Origin of the sequence: Streptomyces sp. NPDC047869 (assembly GCF_040704065.1) — a bacterium.
Taxonomy (GTDB): domain Bacteria; phylum Actinomycetota; class Actinomycetes; order Streptomycetales; family Streptomycetaceae; genus Streptomyces.
This window is the reverse complement of record NZ_JBEYRK010000019.1, coordinates 87,538-105,941: the sequence shown is the minus strand read 5'-3', so window position 1 is coordinate 105,941 and position 18,404 is coordinate 87,538. Positions and strand designations below refer to the sequence as shown.

14 protein-coding genes and 5 pseudogenes are annotated in these 18,404 nt (G+C 68.8%); 7 read left to right on the top strand and 12 right to left on the bottom strand.

Features of this window, described 5'->3' with window-relative positions; all coding sequences use genetic code 11:
* Positions 1-38 precede the first annotated feature (38 nt).
* Positions 39-2,222, bottom strand: coding sequence for an MMPL family transporter (locus AB0924_RS24150; protein ID WP_366912477.1), 2,184 nt, complete (start codon positions 2,220-2,222; stop codon positions 39-41).
* A 213-nt stretch (positions 2,223-2,435) separates the two neighbouring features.
* Between AB0924_RS24150 and AB0924_RS24145 the strand changes: the two genes are divergently transcribed.
* On the top strand, positions 2,436-3,233 hold the full coding sequence (locus AB0924_RS24145; protein ID WP_366912476.1) for a DUF427 domain-containing protein: 798 nt from the start codon (positions 2,436-2,438) through the stop codon (positions 3,231-3,233).
* 146 nt (positions 3,234-3,379) lie between these two features.
* Positions 3,380-4,324, top strand: a complete 945-nt coding sequence (locus tag AB0924_RS24140) for an MBL fold metallo-hydrolase (RefSeq protein ID WP_366912475.1) — start codon at positions 3,380-3,382, stop codon at positions 4,322-4,324.
* A 408-nt stretch (positions 4,325-4,732) separates the two neighbouring features.
* On the opposite strand, the pseudogene AB0924_RS24135 reads toward AB0924_RS24140, so the two are convergent.
* Both AB0924_RS24135 and AB0924_RS24130 read right to left on the bottom strand, forming a co-directional pair.
* Positions 4,733-4,816: pseudogene (locus tag AB0924_RS24135) on the bottom strand (glyoxalase); the annotation flags it as partial.
* Positions 4,817-5,015: 199 nt separating this feature from the next.
* On the bottom strand, positions 5,016-5,921 hold the full coding sequence (locus tag AB0924_RS24130) for an NmrA family NAD(P)-binding protein (protein ID WP_366912474.1): 906 nt from the start codon (positions 5,919-5,921) through the stop codon (positions 5,016-5,018).
* A gap of 586 nt (positions 5,922-6,507) precedes the next feature.
* On the opposite strand from AB0924_RS24130, the gene AB0924_RS24125 reads away from it, so the two are divergent.
* Positions 6,508-6,984: a MarR family winged helix-turn-helix transcriptional regulator gene (locus AB0924_RS24125; RefSeq protein ID WP_358937295.1), complete on the top strand. Its 477-nt coding sequence runs from the start codon at positions 6,508-6,510 to the stop codon at positions 6,982-6,984.
* A 392-nt stretch (positions 6,985-7,376) separates the two neighbouring features.
* On the opposite strand, the gene AB0924_RS24120 is transcribed toward AB0924_RS24125, so the two are convergent.
* Entirely contained in the window at positions 7,377-8,417 is a 1,041-nt protein-coding gene (locus AB0924_RS24120; protein WP_358937293.1) for a hypothetical protein, read from the bottom strand.
* A 190-nt stretch (positions 8,418-8,607) separates the two neighbouring features.
* On the opposite strand from AB0924_RS24120, the gene AB0924_RS24115 reads away from it, so the two are divergent.
* The 3 genes and pseudogenes from AB0924_RS24115 to AB0924_RS24105 all read left to right on the top strand — a co-directional run bounded on the left by AB0924_RS24115 (position 8,608) and on the right by AB0924_RS24105 (position 12,697).
* Entirely contained in the window at positions 8,608-9,354 is a 747-nt protein-coding gene (locus tag AB0924_RS24115; RefSeq protein WP_358937291.1) for an NAD(P)H-binding protein, read from the top strand.
* A gap of 510 nt (positions 9,355-9,864) precedes the next feature.
* Positions 9,865-12,058: pseudogene (gene katG, locus AB0924_RS24110) on the top strand (catalase/peroxidase HPI).
* 186 nt (positions 12,059-12,244) lie between these two features.
* Entirely contained in the window at positions 12,245-12,697 is a 453-nt protein-coding gene (locus AB0924_RS24105; RefSeq protein ID WP_358937289.1) for a hypothetical protein, read from the top strand.
* A gap of 290 nt (positions 12,698-12,987) precedes the next feature.
* Here AB0924_RS24105 and AB0924_RS24100 read toward each other — a convergent pair whose 3' ends face one another.
* The 6 genes and pseudogenes from AB0924_RS24100 to AB0924_RS24075 form a co-directional block, all read right to left on the bottom strand.
* Positions 12,988-13,602 (bottom strand): GAF domain-containing protein, encoded by a 615-nt coding sequence (locus tag AB0924_RS24100; protein ID WP_358937287.1) that lies wholly within the window; start codon positions 13,600-13,602, stop codon positions 12,988-12,990.
* Positions 13,565-14,188 carry an ATP/GTP-binding protein gene (locus AB0924_RS24095; protein ID WP_358937285.1) on the bottom strand — a complete coding sequence of 208 codons (624 nt, stop codon included), beginning with the start codon at positions 14,186-14,188 and terminating at the stop codon, positions 13,565-13,567. The genes AB0924_RS24100 and AB0924_RS24095 overlap by 38 nt, the downstream gene beginning before the upstream one ends.
* On the bottom strand, positions 14,166-14,552 hold the full coding sequence (locus AB0924_RS24090; protein ID WP_358937282.1) for a DUF742 domain-containing protein: 387 nt from the start codon (positions 14,550-14,552) through the stop codon (positions 14,166-14,168). Before AB0924_RS24090 ends, AB0924_RS24095 begins: the two co-directional genes overlap by 23 nt.
* Positions 14,553-14,555: 3 nt before the next feature.
* Positions 14,556-14,954 carry a roadblock/LC7 domain-containing protein gene (locus tag AB0924_RS24085; RefSeq protein ID WP_020937545.1) on the bottom strand — a complete coding sequence of 133 codons (399 nt, stop codon included), beginning with the start codon at positions 14,952-14,954 and terminating at the stop codon, positions 14,556-14,558.
* 66 nt (positions 14,955-15,020) lie between these two features.
* A complete protein-coding gene (locus AB0924_RS24080; protein ID WP_366912473.1) occupies positions 15,021-16,490 on the bottom strand; it encodes an ATP-binding protein in 1,470 nt (489 codons plus the stop codon).
* A 374-nt stretch (positions 16,491-16,864) separates the two neighbouring features.
* Positions 16,865-17,107: pseudogene (locus tag AB0924_RS24075) on the bottom strand (DUF504 domain-containing protein); the annotation flags it as partial.
* Between the two features lie 595 nt (positions 17,108-17,702).
* On the opposite strand from AB0924_RS24075, the gene AB0924_RS24070 reads away from it, so the two are divergent.
* Complete coding sequence (locus AB0924_RS24070; protein ID WP_358937278.1) at positions 17,703-18,014, top strand: helix-turn-helix transcriptional regulator; 312 nt, start codon at positions 17,703-17,705, stop codon at positions 18,012-18,014.
* Between the two features lie 25 nt (positions 18,015-18,039).
* Here the strand turns inward: AB0924_RS24070 and AB0924_RS24065 are convergent.
* Together AB0924_RS24065 and AB0924_RS24060 are read right to left on the bottom strand one after the other, a co-directional pair.
* Positions 18,040-18,174 (bottom strand): annotated as a pseudogene (locus AB0924_RS24065) (IS5/IS1182 family transposase); the annotation flags it as partial.
* Between the two features lie 14 nt (positions 18,175-18,188).
* A pseudogene (locus AB0924_RS24060) lies at positions 18,189-18,293 on the bottom strand (DUF4291 family protein); the annotation flags it as partial.
* Positions 18,294-18,404 lie beyond the last annotated feature (111 nt).

The following is an 18,404-nucleotide window of genomic DNA, read 5'->3' as shown; positions in this document are numbered from 1 at the left end:
CGGAACACCGCCTGGCGGGGCCGCTCGTCGCGCTGCCGCTAGTTTCCGCGGCCCGCCGGATCGTGGGCGACGCTGTCGCGGGCCTCGTCCCCGTGGGCCGGGTCCGCGCCGGCGGAACCGGTCCCCGTCTCGGTGGCCCGGTCACCGTGCCCCGGCCACCAGGCCGCGTGCCCGATGAGCGCGGTGAGACTGGGCGTGAAGAACATCGACATCACGAAGGCGGCGACCGCGATGCCGAAGGAGACGGCGAAACCCATCTCCGTGAGCAGCGAGTTGCCCGCCAGCATCATCGTGGCGAAGGTGGCCGCCAGGATGAAGCCGGCCGCGGCGACGGTCGGCCCGGCGTGCCGGAGTGCCATGCCGGCGGCCTCGCGCGGCTCGCGGCCCTCGCGGGCCTCCTCGCGCAGCCGGGCGATCATGAGGATGTTGTAGTCCGTGCCGATGGCGACCACGAAGAGATACATGATCACCGGCAGCATGAACATCAGGCCCGAATGCCCCTGGCCATTCTGGAAGATCCACACGGTGGCACCGAGGGTGGCGCCGAAGCCAAGTCCCACGGAGGCCATCAGGTACCAGGGCGCGACCACACTGCGCAGCAGCAGGCCCAGAATGATCATGGTGAGGATCGCGGCGACGGGGAAGACCGTGCGGTAGTCGTGGTTGACCGCGGCGTCGATGTCCTTGTAGATCGAGGACATGCCGCCGACCAGGGCCTCGGTGCCGTCGGGGGCGTCGGCGTGGGCGACGTCGCGCACCCGGCTTACGGCATCGATGGCCTTGTCCGTCGACGCCTCGTACTTCAGCGTGACCGTGAAGTCCGCGGTGGTGCCCGCCTTGTTGACCTGGGTCATCCGGGCGTCCGCGACCCCGTCCACGGCGCCGAGCTTGCCCGCGTACGAGTCGAACGCGCCCCGGTCCAGCGGCTTGCCGTCGGTGCTGGACAGGTAGACGTCGGTGGGAGCGGCCGCGCCCGCCGAGTACGCCTTCTGCATCTCGTCCTGGGCGACCATGGATTCCTTGGTCTTCGGCATGGAGCCGGACGCCAGGTCGAAGGTGGCGTTGAAGTTGAGAATGCCCAGCGACAGCACGACCAGGACGAGTCCGGACAGTCCGGCGGTCAGCGCCGGGCGGCGCTGCACCCCGCGGCCGAAGGCGGCGAAGCGGGCGTTCTCCGGTTCCCGCTGCCAGGACTTGGACGGCCAGAAGACTTTCGGCCCGATGAGCGAGACCACGGCCGGGATCAGGGTCAGGCCCGCGACCAGCGTGGCGGCGACCGCGATGGCGAGCGCCGGTCCCATCTGTTTGAGGAAGCCGAGCGTGGACAGCACCAGCGCGAGGAAGGCGATGATGACCGCCCCGGCGGCCGAGGCGATGGCCTCACCGACACGGTCGACCGCGTTGACCATGGCCTGCTTGGGTTCGTCGCCGGCGCGCAGGCGTTCGCGGTAACGGAACATCAGGAACAGGAAGTAGTCCGTGCCCACGCCGAAGAGCACGACGATCAGGATCGACGAGATCGAGCTGTTGGCCTGGAGGTCGAACAGCTTGGTGGCGTAGGCGATCAGCCCGTTGGCGACGGCGGACACCAGGCCGATCAGGATCAGCGGCAGGATGGCGAGGATCGGCGCCCGGAAGATGATCAGCAGCGTCACCAGGATGATGACGAAGGTGCCGATGCCGATCAGTGCCTGTCCGCGTTTGGACGAGTCCTGCTGGTCGAGTGCCTGGGCCGCGGAGCCGCCCAGTTTGACCTCCAGATGCGTGCCCTTGGCGAGTTGCTTGACGTCGTCGCGCAACACCTTGGCCGCGTCGGCCTGTTCAGGCTGACCGGCCTTCTTGCTGTCCATCTGGACCAGGGTCAGGTCGTACCTGCCGTCCTTGGACGGCTGGCCGGGGACGACCTTCTGCACCTGGTCGATGTGCTTCTTGCCCAGCTCGGTGGTGATCCGGGCGACGTCCTGCTTGTCGGCGTCGGTCAGCCGGCCGCCGTCGGTGCGCTGGTACAGCGCGATCGCGGACGGCGTGAAGGCGCTGGGGAACGCCTTCTGCTGCAGGTCCGCCGCTCTGATGGACTCGTAACTCTTCGGCAGGAAACTGCTCTCGTCACTGTTCGAAGGCAGTCCGGGAGCGGTGGCGACGATCGCCACCGCGGCGATCAGCCAGGCCACGATCGTCCAGACGGGATGTCGGACGACAGCGTTGCCTATTCGTCGGAACATGCGGGGGGTCCTCCTGGACAGGAAGATCACCGCAGCCCGGGGAGCGGACCCCGGCATCGGCGACCCCGGCCGGCGCGCGTCCAACGCACCGGCCGAATGGTTGTCTTAGGGTCACAGAGTAGTGACCACGCAACGGGATCATTCCAGCAGGCGCGCCGAGGCACGACCGGATATCGGGCGGCCGCCGCCGGCGGGCCGGAAGGAGCACCGGACATGACCACGAACAGCGTCTCAGGGCCGCCGCATCGCACTCCCGAGGGCATCCTCTGGGAGCCCAGCGACCGCTGGGTGCGCGGCCGTGCGGCCGGGGCCACGGTCGTCGACAGCCGCCACCCCGTCCTCGTGTGGGAACCCGGCGTACCGGTGCCGCTGTACGCCTTTCCGCGCGGCGAGGTCCGCGAGAACCTGCTGAGTCCGGCGCGGAACCCGCCCACCGGGACCCACACCGGATCGACGGTCTTCTACGACCTGGAGGCGGGCGGCGAGTCGCGGGCGAACGCCGCCTGGACATTCCCCTCGGACGCCCTGGCGGACCACATCGCCTTCGAGTGGTCCCGGCGCACCGGCACCGGCCTCGACCACTGGTACGAGGAGGAAGAGGAGATCTTCGTCCACCCCCGCGACCCGCACAAGCGGGTCGACGCCCTCCCCAGCAGCCGGCACGTCCAGGTCGAGATCGGCGGCACACCGGTCGCCGACACCCGCCGCCCGGTCCTGCTCTTCGAGACAGGCCTGCCCACCCGCTACTACCTTCCCCACGAGGACGTCCGCCTGGACCTGTTCGAGCCCACCGACCACAGCACCGGCTGCCCCTACAAGGGCACCGCCGCGTACTGGTCCTGGCGCGGCGGGGACGACGTCCCGGCCGACGTACTGTGGAGCTACGCCGATCCGCTGCCCGCGGTGGGCGCGGTCAGGGGGCTGCTCGCGTTCTACAACGAGGCGGTCGACATCACCGTGGACGGCGAACGGCTGGAGCGCCCGGTCACCCACTTCACCCGGCGCCCCTGAGGCGCCGGCCGCCGGGCGCCTCGGGTCGGGGTACCGGCCGGTGGATCTTCGGTGCGATGATCCCCGCGGAGTTCGACGAGCCCGGCCGGGTGTGGGAGTTCCGTGACCGCTCCGGCAGACTCCCTTTCTCACGACAGGAGTTCGCAGTGAGCAGTGTCCACCACGACGTCAACCTCCTTCCCCCACCCCGGGTCGAGGAGGTCAGCGAGAACGTCTTCGCCTACATACAGCCCGACGGCAGTTGGTGGATCAACAACACCGGATTCCTCGTAGGGCGGCGCGGCGTGATCAGCGTGGACGCCTGCTCGACCGTGCGGCGCACGCGGGCCTACCTGGACGCGATCGGCACCGTCACGTCCCAGCCGGTACGGACCCTGATCAACACCCACCACCACGGCGACCACACCTTCGGCAACCACCTGTTCGACGGCGCCACCATCGTCGGCCACGAGGGGACCCGGACGAGCGTCCTGCAGTGGGGCGAGCCGGGCGCGGCGGCCGCGTTCTGGACCGACGTCGAGTGGGGTGACGTCACGATCGAACCGCCCTTCCTCACCTACACGGAGGGCGTCACGGTGTGGTCCGACGACCTGCGCGCCGAGGTGCGCCACGTCGGCACGCCCGCCCACACCACGAACGACTCCATCGTCTGGCTGCCCGAACGGGGGGTCCTGTTCAGCGGCGACCTGCTGTTCAACGGCGGCACGCCCTTCCTGTTGCAGGGCTCGGTGGCCGGTGCCGTGAAGGTGCTGGAAGAGGTGGTCAAGCCGTTGGGCGCGACGACCGTCGTCCCCGGCCATGGCGGGGTCGCCGGTCCCGAGCTGGTCGACGAGGTGCTCGGCTACCTGCGGTTCGTGCAGCGCACCGCCCGGGCGGGCCGCGACGCCGGGCTGACGCCCCTGGAGACCGCCCGCGAGACCGACCTGGGCGAGTACGCCGGGCTGCTCGACGCCGAGCGCATCGTCGGCAACCTGCACCGGGCGTACGCGGAGTTGGAGGACGGCCCGCTCGGCCGGTCCATCGATGTCGCGGCCGCCCTCGGCGACATGGTCGCCTACAACGGCGGACGCCCCCTCACCTGCCTGGCCTGAGGGCGAGACCTCGCACCTGGCTGTGTGAGCGATGGCGTCGGTGAGGTGGTCCCATTCGTCGCCGTCGAGACCTTGGAGGCGCGGGACGGCGGCAGGAGCAGGTGGCGGCGGGACCGACGGCATCGGGGCCGAACGTGTCGCGGAAGCGGTCGAGGGCGTGTCCGGCGGCCGGCCAGGAGCCACGCGCCCCAGGCCCCAGAAGGCGGGCCGCCGCGGCCCCCAGTGATCCGACGCCGCCGTCGTTGCCTGCGCTGTGCTGGCACTGGTGGCGGGTCATCGCTGCGCGGCGCGATCGCCTGCCCGGCGTCGGCCGGCGCTCGGCGGATGCGGCACCTTCTGACGCGAAGCCGCCGAGTGGAGCTGGCCTCAGTACCGCACGGCACCGGTCAGTGGCGCCAGGACGTGCTGCCGGAATCCGGCCTTCTCATAGAAGGCCCTGGAGCGGTCGACGTCCGAGACCGGCAGGACGCAAAGCTCTAGTTTCAGGTGCATTTCCTTGATCACTTCCATAATCCGTGCCCCGGGATCCATGTACGGGACAAGGACGGGGGTGCGTACGGGACTTGGGGGCGGTCTGGCACAGCTCTTGGCTCGATGAGCGGGTGCGAGTGGCGCGGCTACCCGTGTCCGGGGGCAGGCGCCTTGCTTTCTGGCGCTTGCCCCCCACGGGCGGCGAGCACCCGGGGCAAAGTCAGGCAAGGTAGAAGTCCTTGCGTGCCGCGACGAATTCCTCGATCGTCTGGGCCGCGGCCCCTGTCAGGCGCTCGACATCGTCCGAAGCCCGGTCGTACCGATTCTGCTGATGCAGGCGGCACATGGTGACGATGTGCTGCTCGATGTGGGACGGCAGGCCGATCGTGGAGAGCACCTCGTTGCGCCACTGCTCCAGGGGGACGTCCACGTACTGGACCGGCCGGCCCAGCGCCTTGGCGAACGTCTCGGCCATCTCGGTCATGTCGACCGTGCGCGGGCCGGTCAGCTCGTAGACGTGACCCGCGTGTGAGGCGGGGTCGCGCAACACAGTGGTGATCACTCTGGCGACGTCGTCAACGGCGATAGGCGAGGTGCGACCGGTTCCGAACGGCAGCTCGATCGTGCCCCTCTTGCGGATCGTCTGCGCCGGAAGCGTGGTGAACAGCGGATTGTCCAGGAACGACGTGGGCCGGATGTGGACCACCGGCAGCCCCGACCAGTTGAACACCTGCTCCGCCAGCCAGTGCAGCCGCTGCTGACGGGACTCCGCTGTACTGGTGGCGGTCATCTGCGACACGGTCATCTGCGACATGTCCACAAGTGCGTCCAGCTTGCCGTACTCGCGCGCAACGCTCGCCACGGCGGTTGCCGCGAGCAGGTGGTCCGGCGAGACGGGCATGGCGAAGTACATGCTCCGAGCGCCCTGCAGAGCGACCGCGACGGTCTCGGGCCGCGTGAGGTCACCAAGGACGACCTCGGCCCCGAGTCCCCGCAATTGGGCGGCACGGTCGTCCTCCCGACGGACCATGACCCGCACCGGTACGTCCTGTGCACGCAGCTTCTCGATGACAGCGCGACCTACGCCGCCCGCGCCTGTGATGAGGGCGAGGTGACCGGCAGCCATAGGTATGTCTCCTTTTCTTCGTGAGGAGGCAAGATCGCAATCGCATCTGCGGGCGGACCCGGGGGCGCGGCCGTCGCTGCGGCGCTTCCCTGGGTGCCGCGGGAAGTGCGGAGAAGGTTTTTGGTGACACCGATCCAGGATTAAGGAGCAATGCTCCTAATTGGTGAGCCGCAAGGGCGCTCCCCCCTCTAGGGGGGACCGCACGGGGGTCACGGCGGCGCTTACGAGCGGAGGCTGGTAGTGCCGTGATTCGGGCTTCTGGGGCACGGCTCCGGAGGCTGCGACTCCGCGCGATGCGACGGCCCGCCCTCTGACAGCTCGGCTGCCGCACCCGACGGCGACGGCGTCTTTCGAGCCTACGCCCCGGCGAAACGGTCGTCGCGGCCAACCGGACAGGCACTGTCCCGCGCCGATGACTCGCTGCGCGCCCTGGCAGTCGAGCAGCGGCTTCTGGCCATGCCGAGGCATCGGCGAGGAGCCCGGGGGTGGCCGACTGCATCCCTCGGTACCACCGGAGCACTGCCGTACGCCCTGCTGGGCGCCGATGCCGTGGGACCTCCAGACGTTGGGTGCATATACTCGTACTTTGTTCCCGCATCTGGAGGAGAGCATGGCCGGCACCGAGAGGGACACCGCTAGCTCCTGCAACAACCTGGCGTTGCGCAAGGCAGCCCGGTACCTCAGCGCGACCTACGACAAGGCACTCGCGCCGACGGGCCTGCGCGCCACGCAGTTCAGCATCCTCCAGAAGCTGAGCACCCACGAGCAGATCACCATCAGCAGCCTCGCCGAGATGATCGCCATGGACCGCACCACCTTGGCCAGCAACCTCAAACCACTGGCTCGCCAGGGCCTGGTCACCGTCGAACCGTCACCGACAGACCGCCGCGCTCGCGTGGTCACCCTCACCCCCAGCGGCCTCGCCCGGATGACAGCCGCCCTCCCCTATTGGCGTACCGTGCAGTCCGAATTCGAGGAGAGCTTCGGCGGCGACAAGGCAGCCCAGCTCCGCGCCGCGCTGGAAGACGTCCTCGACACCGGGTTCCATCCCTGGGCCGAGTAGACGGCTCAGGAGACAGGTGCTCGGCTTCGCTCGGCGGCCTTCTCCAAGCCCGACCCAGGTGAATCACCAGGGCTGCCGAAACCGGTGCACCAGGGGCGCGACCAGCCAGGCCGCCTTCCGCATCAAGCGCTCCGGCGACGAGCCCTGGCGGGGTTCGGCTAGAAGACGTGAAGGAAGCACCCGACCGCGACCGCTCCGGCGGCTGCGAGGGACGTCAGCCGGAGAAAAATCTTCCGTGACTTCACAATGGCCTCTCTCGGACTCGAGCAGCGTACGCGGTACGGCTACGGGCTCGTGCGCAGCGGCTTGGAGCAGTCGTTGGCGGCCGCGTCGCCCTGCGGTTGCCGGGCACCGAGCCCCGTCAATCACGGCTGCGGGGTGCGAGGCGTCGGTCAGGCGACGGCTGCTCGACGTCGTATCAGGCGGGGACGCAGGCTCAGCAGGAGCCCGACGAGGACGGCCCACACGGTCAGGGTGATCACGGGGCCACCCAGGTGTGCGCCGTTGTAGTAGCTGAGATCGGCGATGCCCCTCACAGCTGCTCCGGGTGGCAGCAGGGCGGAGACCGCGCGGGCCCCGGCGGGCAGCAGGTCGGCTCCGATGACCGCGCCGCTCGTGGCGTTGCCGACGGTCAGCAGCAGCAACGTGGTGACCGGGAGCCCGATCGGGCCGAGCAGAACACCCAGGAGCTTGGTGGTGAACGCGGTGGCGACGGCCAGCAGGGCCAGGACGAGGATCAGCGGTACCAGCGGGGCCGGAACGGCACCCAGGACGGGGCCGACGACGAGCGCCCCGACGGCGCCGATGGCGGTGGAGGTTCCGATGAGCAGGAAGAACCGGTGGCGCAGACGCATGACGCCGGCCAGCCCCAGGACGTTCGAGCCCAGAACGAAACCGGCCAAGCTCACGCCGAAGGCCAGATAGAACCCGGCCAGGCCTCGAGCGTCGTGCGCCGCCAGCGGCACGACGTCCGCGGTGGTCACGTGCGCGCCGGTACCGCGGGCGTAGGCGTCGACCAGTGTGCTCACGGCCGACGTGGTGGACGCGCCGGCGGCTCCGGCGATCTCCAGTCTCAGGTGGCCGGGAGATGCGGTACCGAGCGCGGCCACGACGTCGTGCCGCTCCAGAGCGAGGCGCGCCGTCGCGGCGTCCGCGCTGGGGTGAACCTTGACGGCGTCCCCCAGGGCTTGCTGTATCTCACCCGGAAGGCTTGACCCGGTGACGGCGATGGGCACCTGGTGGGGCTGCGGGTCGCGCTGGAGACCGATGTAGCACGTGATGAAGGCGGCCACGACGATCAGCGAGATCAGGGCCGGCTGGAGCCACGCCTTCACGGGCGGCCGGCGAGCGCCCTGTGGCGTCCTCCGGGTCTGCTCCACCGCCGCGTCTCGCGTTCGCTCACGCTCGGCGGCCGATCCAGTGGAGGTAGTCATGGGACAACTTTCTGACTGGGCAACGGGCTGGGGAAAAGGCCCGGCGCGGGCCCCACCCGCAATAGGAGCATATACTCCTATTGGGGGGGGCGGCAAGCACGCGGAGGCCTGTCCCTGTGCGCGCCCACTCCACGGATGCCGACAACGGGGAAAGCTGAGTGACATCACGAATGACAGAGGAGGAATGACCATGCGCATCGCCGTCGCCGGAGCGACCGGGAACATCGGCGCCCGCACCGCCGCCGTCCTGGAGCAGGCCGCACAGGAAGTAGTGCGCATCAGCCGCTCACTGGGCGTGGACCTGATCACTGGAGACAACCTCGACGCCGCCCTGACGGGCGTCGACGTCGTCGTGGACGCCACGAGCCACGAGGCAGCCGACCGGGACGATGCGGTGGCGTACTTCGGCACCGCCACCCGCAACCTGCTCGCCGCCGAGGAACGAGCCGGTGTCCGTCACCACGTACTGCTCTCGATAGTCGGAATCGACCGTGTCGAAGGCAACGCACACTACGCCGGCAAGCGTGAGCAGGAGCGCCTCGTGACCCAGAGCCCCGTGCCGTGGACGATCGTTCCCTTCACTCAGTTCCAGGACTTCGCCGCGACGGTGACCGGCTGGACCGAACAGGACGGCGTCGCCCCGATCCCACCGCTGCTCATCCAGCCGATCGCACCCGCGGACGTGGCCGGTATCCTCGCCGAGATCGCCACGGGCACACCACAGGGGCGTTACCGCGATGTCGCCGGCCCGGAGCCACAGGACCTGGTGGACATGGCCCGCCGCACCAACGATGCCCGCGGACATACGGTCAGGCTGGTCCCGACGTGGTCATCGATACTGGGACCGGAGATGGCGGGCAACGTCCTCATGCCCGCCGAGGGTGCCCGCATCGCGCCGACCACCTTCGACGAGTGGCTCGACGGCGCTCGGCGATGACGCGACCCCTTGCTGCGCCACCGTCAGCAGTCTTCCCCGGCCACCCAGGCGTGCGGACGGAGCGAGGCGCTGCTGAAGCCGACAGGCGGCACACACTTTCCTCCGCATGACCGGGCTCTCAGGAGACACCGACCGGGTTTCCCCTTGCTGACTCGCCGTGCGCCAGCGCGGTGACTGAGGGAGGCTGTGACTACCGGTCGGGAGGAGTCGTCTTCGCGTCGCCTCGGCCCATGCGCTTCGGTCTGCTGACGGCCACTGCTCACCCGGGCCCGTGAGGCGTGCGACGCCTCACGGCCGCCACCAGCCAGGCACCCCCTGCAAGGCCGGGGGCTGACGTATCGCGTCGGATATCGGTACGGGAGATGAAAGGCCGCCCCTTCTCCTACTTCTGTGATGCGGAGTGCTCTGCGTGTTTCACAAAGGTGTGCTCTGCGGTGCGCGACCATACGGACGCGGTAGGACACATTCTCCGGCCGCAGAAGGAACACCCATACAGGAAGAAGAACGGGCATGTCCGGTAGTGAAAGCGAGAATCCAGCAATCCCCTCACCGACGCCCAAGCCGACTCAGCGGCCCAGGACGAACCGGGACTGGTGGCCGAATCAGCTGGACCTTCAGGTCCTTCACCAGCACTCGGCCCGGTCCAATCCGATGGACGAGGACTTCGACTACGCGAAAGCGTTCGCGACCCTTGACGTAGAGGCTCTGAAGCGTGACGTGTTCGAGGTAATGACGGCGTCCCAGGACTGGTGGCCTGCCGACTACAGTCACTATGGGCCGCTCTTCATTCGAATGAGCTGGCATGCCGCAGGAACGTACCGCATTGAGGACGGCCGCGGTGGTGGCGGCAGCGGCGCACAGCGCTTCGCCCCCCCTCAACAGCTGGCCGGACAACGCGAGCCTGGACAAGGCGCGCCGTCTGCTCTGGCCGGTCAAACAGAAGTACGGCCCGAAGATCTCATGGGCCGATCTCCTGGTCTTCACCGGAAACTGCGCCATGGAATCCATGGGGTTCAAGACGTTCGGGTTCGGTTTCGGACGACAGGACATCTGGGAGCCCGAGGAAATCTTCTGGGGGCCCGAGGACACATGGCTCGGAGATGAGCGCTACAGCGGCGACAGGGAACTCACGGGCCCCTTCGCCGCCGTTCAAATGGGCCTGATCTACGTCAACCCGGAGGGGCCCAACGGAAACCCGGACCCGATGGCTGCCGCCGGGGACATTCGAGAGACGTTCGGGCGCATGGCGATGAATGACGAGGAAACAGTCGCACTCATCGTCGGCGGCCACACCTTCGGCAAGTGTCACGGCGCGGTCGACCCGAGCTATCTCGGACCGGAACCCGAGGCGGCCCCCATCGAGCAGCAGGGTCTCGGCTGGCGGAACACATACGGCAGCGGCACCGGCCCCCACGCGCTCACCAGTGGTCTGGAGGGAGCATGGACCACCGAGCCGACCAAGTGGGACAACGGGTACCTGGACAATCTCTACGGGTACGAGTGGGAGCTGACGACCAGCCCCGCCGGCGCCCACCAGTGGACTCCCTCAGATCCCGCGGCAAGGAACACCGTACGCGACGCCCATGATCCGTCGAAGCGGCACGCCCCCATGATGCTGACGACGGACATCGCGCTGAAGGTGGACCCGGTCTACGGCCCGATCACGAAGAGGTTCCACGAGAACCCGGACGAACTCGCGGTGGCGTTCGCCAAAGCGTGGTACAAACTCCTGCACCGCGACATGGGACCCCTCTCACGTTACCTCGGCCCGTGGATTCCCGAGCCGCAACTGTGGCAGGACCCCGTCCCCGACGTCGAGCACGAACTGGTCGGGGACGCGGACGTCGCCGCCTTGAAGAGCAGAATCCTGTCCTCGGGCCTTTCCATCTCCCAGTTGGTCACCACCGCCTGGGCGTCGGCGGCGAGCTTCCGCGGCACCGACAAGCGCGGCGGGGCGAACGGAGCACGGATCCGGCTCGCGCCGCAGAAGGACTGGGAGCTCAACGACCTCCCGGAGGTGACCGAGGTACTGCGCACGCTCGAGCGGATGCAGCAGGACTTCAACCAGTCCAACATCGGTGGAACGCGGGTCTCCCTCGCCGACCTGATCGTCCTCGGCGGGTGCGCGGCCGTCGAGCAGGCCGCGAGGGACGCCGGGTGCGACGTTACGGTTCCGTTCGCACCGGGGCGTACGGACGCCTCGCAGGAGCAGACCGACGCGGCGTCGTTCGCCGTACTGGAGCCCAAGGCGGATGCCTTCCGCAACTACCTTCCCGCGGGCGAGAAGCTGTCGCCGGAGACCCTCATGCTGGACCGCGCCAACCTGCTGACACTGACCGCTCCCGAGATGACGGTGCTGATCGGCGGCATGCGGGCCCTGGACACCGGCTTCAAGGGATCCCCCCACGGTGTCCTCACCCACCGACCCGGAGTCCTGACCAACGACTTCTTCGTCAACCTGCTCGACATGGGCACGGAGTGGAAGTCGTCCACTGAGGGCGAGAACGTGTTCGAAGGCCGGGATCGCGCCACCGGCGAGGTCAAGTGGACCGCCACCGCCGTCGACCTGATCTTCGGTGCGCACGCCCAGCTCCGAGCCATCTCGGAGGTCTACGCGTCCCAGGATGGGCGAGAGAAGTTCGTACGTGACTTCGTGGCAGCCTGGAACAAGGTGATGAATCTCGACCGGTTCGACCTCGCCTGAGCCCGACGTCCCGGGCGGCCCTCATCGGCCGCCCGGACGGGTGGGGACGGCCGTGCCGGTCCCGACCTGGCGTGCAAGGGGGCGGGCATGTATGTCGGCTGCCAGGAGAGCCATGAAGTGCAGCGTCCAGGTGCGCAGGCGCGCCTCACCGAGATGGTTCATGCATGCCGCTGCCATCATGCTCAGATGGCCCACGACATAGTGTTCTTCCTCGCCCCCGACGATGAGACCGCCGCTGCGACACGCCTGCAGGGACCCAGTGCGGCCTTCGAATCCGTGACCTGCCGTTCCATTGAGCCGGATAGCGCTATCGCCGAGTGGGACATGTACTTCGAGGAGCCTTCGGCCGAGATCCCGCCAATAGAGCGGCTGCTTCGGTGGACGTGGCCGGAGTGGGTCACCGCACCCTTGAACGACGGTGTTGAGGTGTTCGCTCTGCCGAAGCGATTGACCCGGGCGCTGGCCCACGCGAGCTCCGCCCAACTCGAAGAGCTAGCTGTTCGCTGGACCACGCGGCTCAGGGCTGAGGACGGGGAGGACATGACCGACGACGATCTACTGGCGGTCCTCCAGGGAGTTGCCCGGCTCGCAGCGTCTGCGATGAACACAGGTGCCGGCCTCTACAGCTGGAGCTTCTGACCGACCTCCTGCGAAGGCGGCACGCGTTGGAGGCCGCTGCACGCCAAGCGCTCGGCCCCGGTGGCGTTGAGGTACAACGCCAAGTGCCATGGGTGATCGGGCCGGTACTCAATGACCGTCTCCGCCTCGTCCCAGCGATGCACGCGATGCCAGCGCCCGGTTCAGCGGCTTCGGTGTAAGGGCCGTCGTGAACAGGCTGCACAAACTGCTCGACCCTTTGGGGGACCGCTGAGATGGGAACACCGTAGGCGCCGCTCCGGGGCGGCCGCGTGCGCGTCCGGCCGCGCCGGTCAGCTGCGGCGGTTCGCCGACTCCTCCAGCCGCTCGACCAGCTCGGCAGCCATGGCCTTGATGGTCTCCAGCCCTTCGCGCCCCCACGGCTGTGGGTCCTGGTCGACCACGCAGATCGTGCCCAGCACCACGCCGGTGCTGTCTATCAGCGGTGCGCCCAGGTAGGAGTGGACGCCGATCGCGTCGACCACCGGGTTGCCGGCGAACCGCGGGAAGTCCCGGATGTCCTCCAGCACCAGCGCCCGGCGGCGTTTGACCACATGCGGGCAGATGCCCATGTCGATGTCGCGGGGCATGACGCGGCCGGGTACCGGCTCCTCCAGCAACGGCGGCCCCACGTGAGCCGTGGTGTCCTGCGCCGCGCTGTACAACCCTGCGAAGTACTGGCGGTCGGCGTCGAGGAAGAAGTTCACCCCGGCGTAGCAGCCGCCGGTACGGTGTGCGAGCTCCCGTGCGAAGGCGTCGAGTTCGGCATCCGGACGAGCGTCGATGCCCAGCTCACGCAGCCGCTCGGATCGGGCACGCACCTGCGGATCCTCCGGGGGGAGGAGCAGATGGCGCAGGGCGATCCCGGACTCAGGCCCGGACGGTGGGTTGGTCGGTGTCGCTGCCATGGGAACTCCTTGTTGTGATCAGATGCTGAACCAGATCGAGCAGCACGCGTATGCCCGAGTTCTGGACGCGGGCGTCGCACAGCACCACCGGCACCTCCTGCCTGAGGTCGAGGGCGGTGCGCACCTCCTCCCCGCGGTAGCGGTGGGCCCCGTCGAACTCGTTGACGGCGACGACGAAGGGGATGCCGCGGCGCTCGAAGAAGTCCACCGCCGCGAAGGAGTGCTCCAGCCTGCGGGTGTCGGCGAGAACCACCGCCCCGAGCGCTCCCTCGGAGAGTTCGTCCCACATGAACCAGAAGCGCTCCTGCCCGGGAGTACCGAACAGGTACAGGACGTGGGACGCACTGAGCGTGATCCGGCCGAAGTCCAAGGCCACCGTGGTGGTGGCCTTGTTCTCCACACCGTCCAGCCGGTCCGTGGCCGCGCTGACGGCGGTCAGCATCTCCTCGGTGCTCAGCGGCTCGATCTCACTGAGCGCGTTGACGAAGGTGGTCTTGCCCACGCCGAATCCGCCGGCGATCAGCACCTTGACGCCCACCGGCAGGACTTCGGCGGGCAGCGGGTCACAGTCGTTTGAGAAGGCCATCGCGTACCGCTTCCAGGAGGTCTCGATCAGGTCGTGCGGAGTCGCCCGTGGGCGCCGGGTGCGTATCACCTGCGACCACCGCGCCTCCCTCGGCCAGATCGGACAGCACTACCTTGACCACGGCGGCGGGCACCTGCATCCGGGCCGCGACCTCGGCTACGCTCACCGGCTGTTCGCACAGCGCCAGCACCTGCGCATGCTCCAGGCCGAAAGCGCCCTGCGTCTGGGCACCGGTGGCCCGCACCGTGGTCACCAGCGTGAAGTGGGACGTGGCCCTGGTCCGGCCGTCGCTCACGGTGTAGGGACGGACCAGCCGCCCGGCCGCTTCGTCGCGCTGCGGTCCGTCTGGGAGGACCGGCGTCATCGGTCACCCCACCGGATGCCGGGGCGGTGTGGCCAGGTGCGGACGCACGCTCTTCACCATCATCCCCATCTCGTAGCCCAGTACCGCCGCGTCCGCATCGCGTCCGGCCAGCACCGCCAGCACCGCGCCGTGCCCGGCGGACGAGACGAACAGCAGCGAGGTGCTGAGCTCCGTCACGATCTGTCGCACGTCACCGCCGTCGTCGAAGTGCCGGCCCGCGCTGCGCGCCAACGAGTACAGCCCACTGGCGAGCGCGGCCAACTGGTCCGCGGCGTCCTTGTCGAGCCCCTCCGCTGCCTTCACCAGCCCGTCCGAGGACAGCAACAACGCGCTTCGAGTGTGCGGCACCCGGTTCACCAGACCCGTCAACAGCCAGGAAAGGTCTTCGCTCGCCACGATCATGTACTCCTCTTCGACAAAAGAAACGTTTGCTGCACGGACCTTGGGCCTTCAGGGCGGCCTCGGCCATCAGGGCGTCTCCGCTTCCTCGGCCCTGCGTAGTCCGGTCTGGAACGCGGCCATCAGGCCGGGGTCGTGTGCGATGTCCTCGGCAGCACCGGCGCCGCGTACCGGCTGCGGCACTTCGGTTGCGTGGTCCTGACGGCGGCGCTGAGGCAGCCGCGGGCGGTCGTCCTCGCCGTCGGAGGGGGCCGGGGCGGGCTCGGGTGCGGAAACGGACACGCTCGGATCCGCGACGACGGTCGTCTCCGTCGCCCGGAGGTCCACCGCCTCGGTCTGCGTCCGGTCGTGCGGCTCCGCGTCAGGGGCCGGGACGGTGCGGGGCGCCGGCGTGGGAGCAGCCGGCTGCGGACCGAGCAGTGCCTCGGGCAGCACCATGACGGCCTGAGTGCCGCCGTAGACGTTGCTCAGCAACTGCACGGCGATGTCGTGCCGCTGGGCCAGGACGGAGACCACGTACAGGCCGATCCGGCCGTCTTGAAGCAGTTCTCCGAGCGCAACCTTGTCGGGTGCGCTCAAGACGGTGTTCATCTGGCCGCGCTCGGCCGGGGACATGCCCAGGCCCCGGTCCTCGACCTCGATCGCCACCCCCGCGGCGACGGGCTCCACCCGTACGTGCACGGTGGTCTGGGGCGGTGAGAAGACCGTCGCGTTCTCCAGCAATTCGGCCAGCAGATGGACGACGTCGACCACGGCGTGGCCGCTGACCGATCCCTCGACGGGCGGGACCAGCTTGACCCGGGCGTACTGGTCGATCTCGGCGACGGCGGAACGCAGCACGTCGGTCAGGCTGACGGGGCGGGTCCACTGGCGGTGGGTGTTCGCGCCGCCGAGCACGGCCAGGTTCTCGGCGTAGCGGCGGATCCGGGTGGCCAGGTGGTCCACCCGGAACAGCCCCTTGAGCAGGTCGGGGTCCTCGACCTCGTTCTCCAGGTTGTCCAGCAGACCGATCTCGCGGTGCACCAGGGACTCCAGACGGCGCGCCAGGTTGGCGAACACCTCGAACTGCTCCAGCCGGGAGTAGTGTTCCGCGCCGATCGCTGAGGCGGCCGTCTCCAGCAGGGCTGCCTCCGCCTCGTGCCGGGCCACAGCGATCTCGAATCCGAGGCGGGAGACTTCGTCCGGGCCGGTCTGCGGCGGGAGTTCCGGCCGGCGGCTCACAGGCCGCTCCCCGGCCCGCAACCGACGGCGCAGCGAATCCAGTTCGGCCCTGCCCTCGGCTACGGCACGGGTCAGCTCGACCAGCGCGGCACGATTTCGGTCGGCTGCGCGGGACAGTTCCGCCCAGTGCTTGGTGACTGCTCGTGCCTCCGCCGAAGCCCGGATGCCCGCGATCGCGGCCGCCATGGTGCCGATGAGCACCACGCCGCCGAACACCGCGCCCTGGTACGCCTGGTCCGCGTGGCCATCGCCCAGCAGCGCGGTGGCCGCCGCACCGGTCACGGCGACCACACCCGGCGGCAGCACGGACGACAGCACCAGACGCCGCCTCAGAGACCCGGCCGGGGACTCGGTCGTCACACGGGGCGTCACCGGTGACGCCGACCGGTCGTCCGGCGGCATGGAAGGATCAGGCATAACAGTCCCCGGACAGTACGATGATCAGGCCGAGCGGGCACGTTATCGCGCACCAGGACCCCTGTGTCAGCCCCTGGCGTGTACAGAAATCGAACCGTTGCACTTTGAACGCATCCCGAAGCGCTCGTCCCAGACCTGCGAGTGGGGGCAAGGCCACCAGCACGGGGGGGCAGCATCGTGCCTGCGGCCGTCACCAGCAGGCCGGTGCGCGATCGCCATGACTCCACGAGAAGGTCCGTCGAGCAGCGAGCCGAGCGGGGTCAGCCGTTGTGGTCCCGCACCCGGCCTGCGCCCGAGGAGTCGATGCGGTCCACGCCCGTGGCTCGATCCCAGACCACCCAGCCGTCCGCCTCGATGAAGACCACCCGGTGCCACGGGATGTCGCCGCCGGGCACGAAGGACGTCAGGGGGATGCGTTGGAAGGCACCCCCGCGCTCGCTGACTCCCAGCACGAACCGGGCCGGATCGAACCGCGGGTCCCAGCGGACCCGGTGATAGATCTCGTCGCTGGTTCGCATCACGCCTCCTCTCCTGCTGCCGCACCTCTTCCTCCAGGATGCCGCCCCCTGTCCTCGACAGCCCTTCCTCACTCCTCGCGACCCATGAGGTGCGGTGCGTGAGGGAGCAGGCGTGGGCAATGGGCGCACCGGGCGACCGTTCGCGAGCCCCTGAGTAAGCACCCATACCGAGGGTGTCAAGAACACTGACAACGGCTTCCTGCGGACCATCCGGGCCGCTCATCGCCGCCTCCCGCTACCGCGGACCATCGTGGTGATTCGGGTACCCCAGGGGACAGCGATGACCCTCGAGGCAAGCAAGGACTGTCAACCCCGGCCGCGTGGCTCCGTCCGACGGACCATTCCACCGCCCTGGGCACCGCCACGTCGGGCGTGCCAGCGGCGGTACCGGCCGGAGCCATGCCGGGTCAGAGGGTCATGAAGGGCGAGTGCTCCCTGAGCAGGAGCTTGCGCAGTGACGTGCAGATGCGCGACAGGACTCGGCGACGCCGTGACGCGGTTACAGACATGACTCCCCCAGCGGCGGTAAGGTACGCATGGTTGCGTACCTCAAGGAAGGTACGCAACTAGGCGTACCTTGTCGAGGGGTGAAGTGATGACGACAGGCGAGTTGGAGCACCCTCGCGCCGAGGAGTTGCAGGTGGGGCCCATCCTTCTGGCACTGGCCGACGCGAACCGGCGTCGGGTCGTGGCCGAACTGGCCGAACGACCGGAGGAAGAACGGCTGTGCGCTTCCTTCGATCTGCCGGTGGGCAAGTCCAGTCGCACCCGCCACTGGCGAGTACTGCGCGAGGCGGGCTTGGTGTATCAGCGCGACGCTGGGAACGGCCTGTACATGCGCCTTCGCAAGGAGGACTTGGACCGCCGGTTCCCGGGCCTGATCCAGGCCGTGATCGCTGCGGGTTGAGCGCGCTTGGTCCGTGACAACGCACTGAAAGACGGCGGCAGCCGACGAGGGCTGCCGCCATGCCAACGAAGGCGAGGAAGTGTTCGGACTCGCGTTCGCAGCGGCGGCGGAGCCGTCGGCAGTCGGCCAGCCAGGACCCAGTTCGCTCGACTGCCCAGCGGCGGACGGTGTCAACAGGCAGGCGTGTTCCAGTGCCCACTCGAATCCGTCACGGGTGATCTCGACGGCGAGGACGGTCTCCTGTCCTTCTTTGGTGCCCCACCCGCAGCGGTACATCATCCATAGGAACGACGGCTTGATCCACGTCAAGCCGCGTTGACAGCCCTTTGCGCCGAGAGTCTTTCGGCGACAGCAGCCACGTCGCTTCCACCAGCAACGTTTCGGTTCGAG

What these genes read in the sequence shown, in the direction of transcription:
- AB0924_RS24150 (WP_366912477.1), bottom strand. Translation starts at nt 2,222, where the DNA reads ATGTTCCGACGAATAGGCAACGCTGTCGTCCGACATCCCGTCTGGACG.
- AB0924_RS24145 (WP_366912476.1), top strand. Translation starts at nt 2,436, where the DNA reads ATGACCACGAACAGCGTCTCAGGGCCGCCGCATCGCACTCCCGAGGGC.
- AB0924_RS24130 (WP_366912474.1), bottom strand. Translation starts at nt 5,921, where the DNA reads ATGGCTGCCGGTCACCTCGCCCTCATCACAGGCGCGGGCGGCGTAGGT.
- AB0924_RS24120 (WP_358937293.1), bottom strand. Translation starts at nt 8,417, where the DNA reads ATGACTACCTCCACTGGATCGGCCGCCGAGCGTGAGCGAACGCGAGAC.
- AB0924_RS24115 (WP_358937291.1), top strand. Translation starts at nt 8,608, where the DNA reads ATGCGCATCGCCGTCGCCGGAGCGACCGGGAACATCGGCGCCCGCACC.
- AB0924_RS24105 (WP_358937289.1), top strand. Translation starts at nt 12,245, where the DNA reads ATGGCCCACGACATAGTGTTCTTCCTCGCCCCCGACGATGAGACCGCC.
- AB0924_RS24100 (WP_358937287.1), bottom strand. Translation starts at nt 13,602, where the DNA reads ATGGCAGCGACACCGACCAACCCACCGTCCGGGCCTGAGTCCGGGATC.
- AB0924_RS24095 (WP_358937285.1), bottom strand. Translation starts at nt 14,188, where the DNA reads ATGGCCTTCTCAAACGACTGTGACCCGCTGCCCGCCGAAGTCCTGCCG.
- AB0924_RS24090 (WP_358937282.1), bottom strand. Translation starts at nt 14,552, where the DNA reads ATGACGCCGGTCCTCCCAGACGGACCGCAGCGCGACGAAGCGGCCGGG.
- AB0924_RS24085 (WP_020937545.1), bottom strand. Translation starts at nt 14,954, where the DNA reads ATGATCGTGGCGAGCGAAGACCTTTCCTGGCTGTTGACGGGTCTGGTG.
- AB0924_RS24070 (WP_358937278.1), top strand. Translation starts at nt 17,703, where the DNA reads ATGACGACAGGCGAGTTGGAGCACCCTCGCGCCGAGGAGTTGCAGGTG.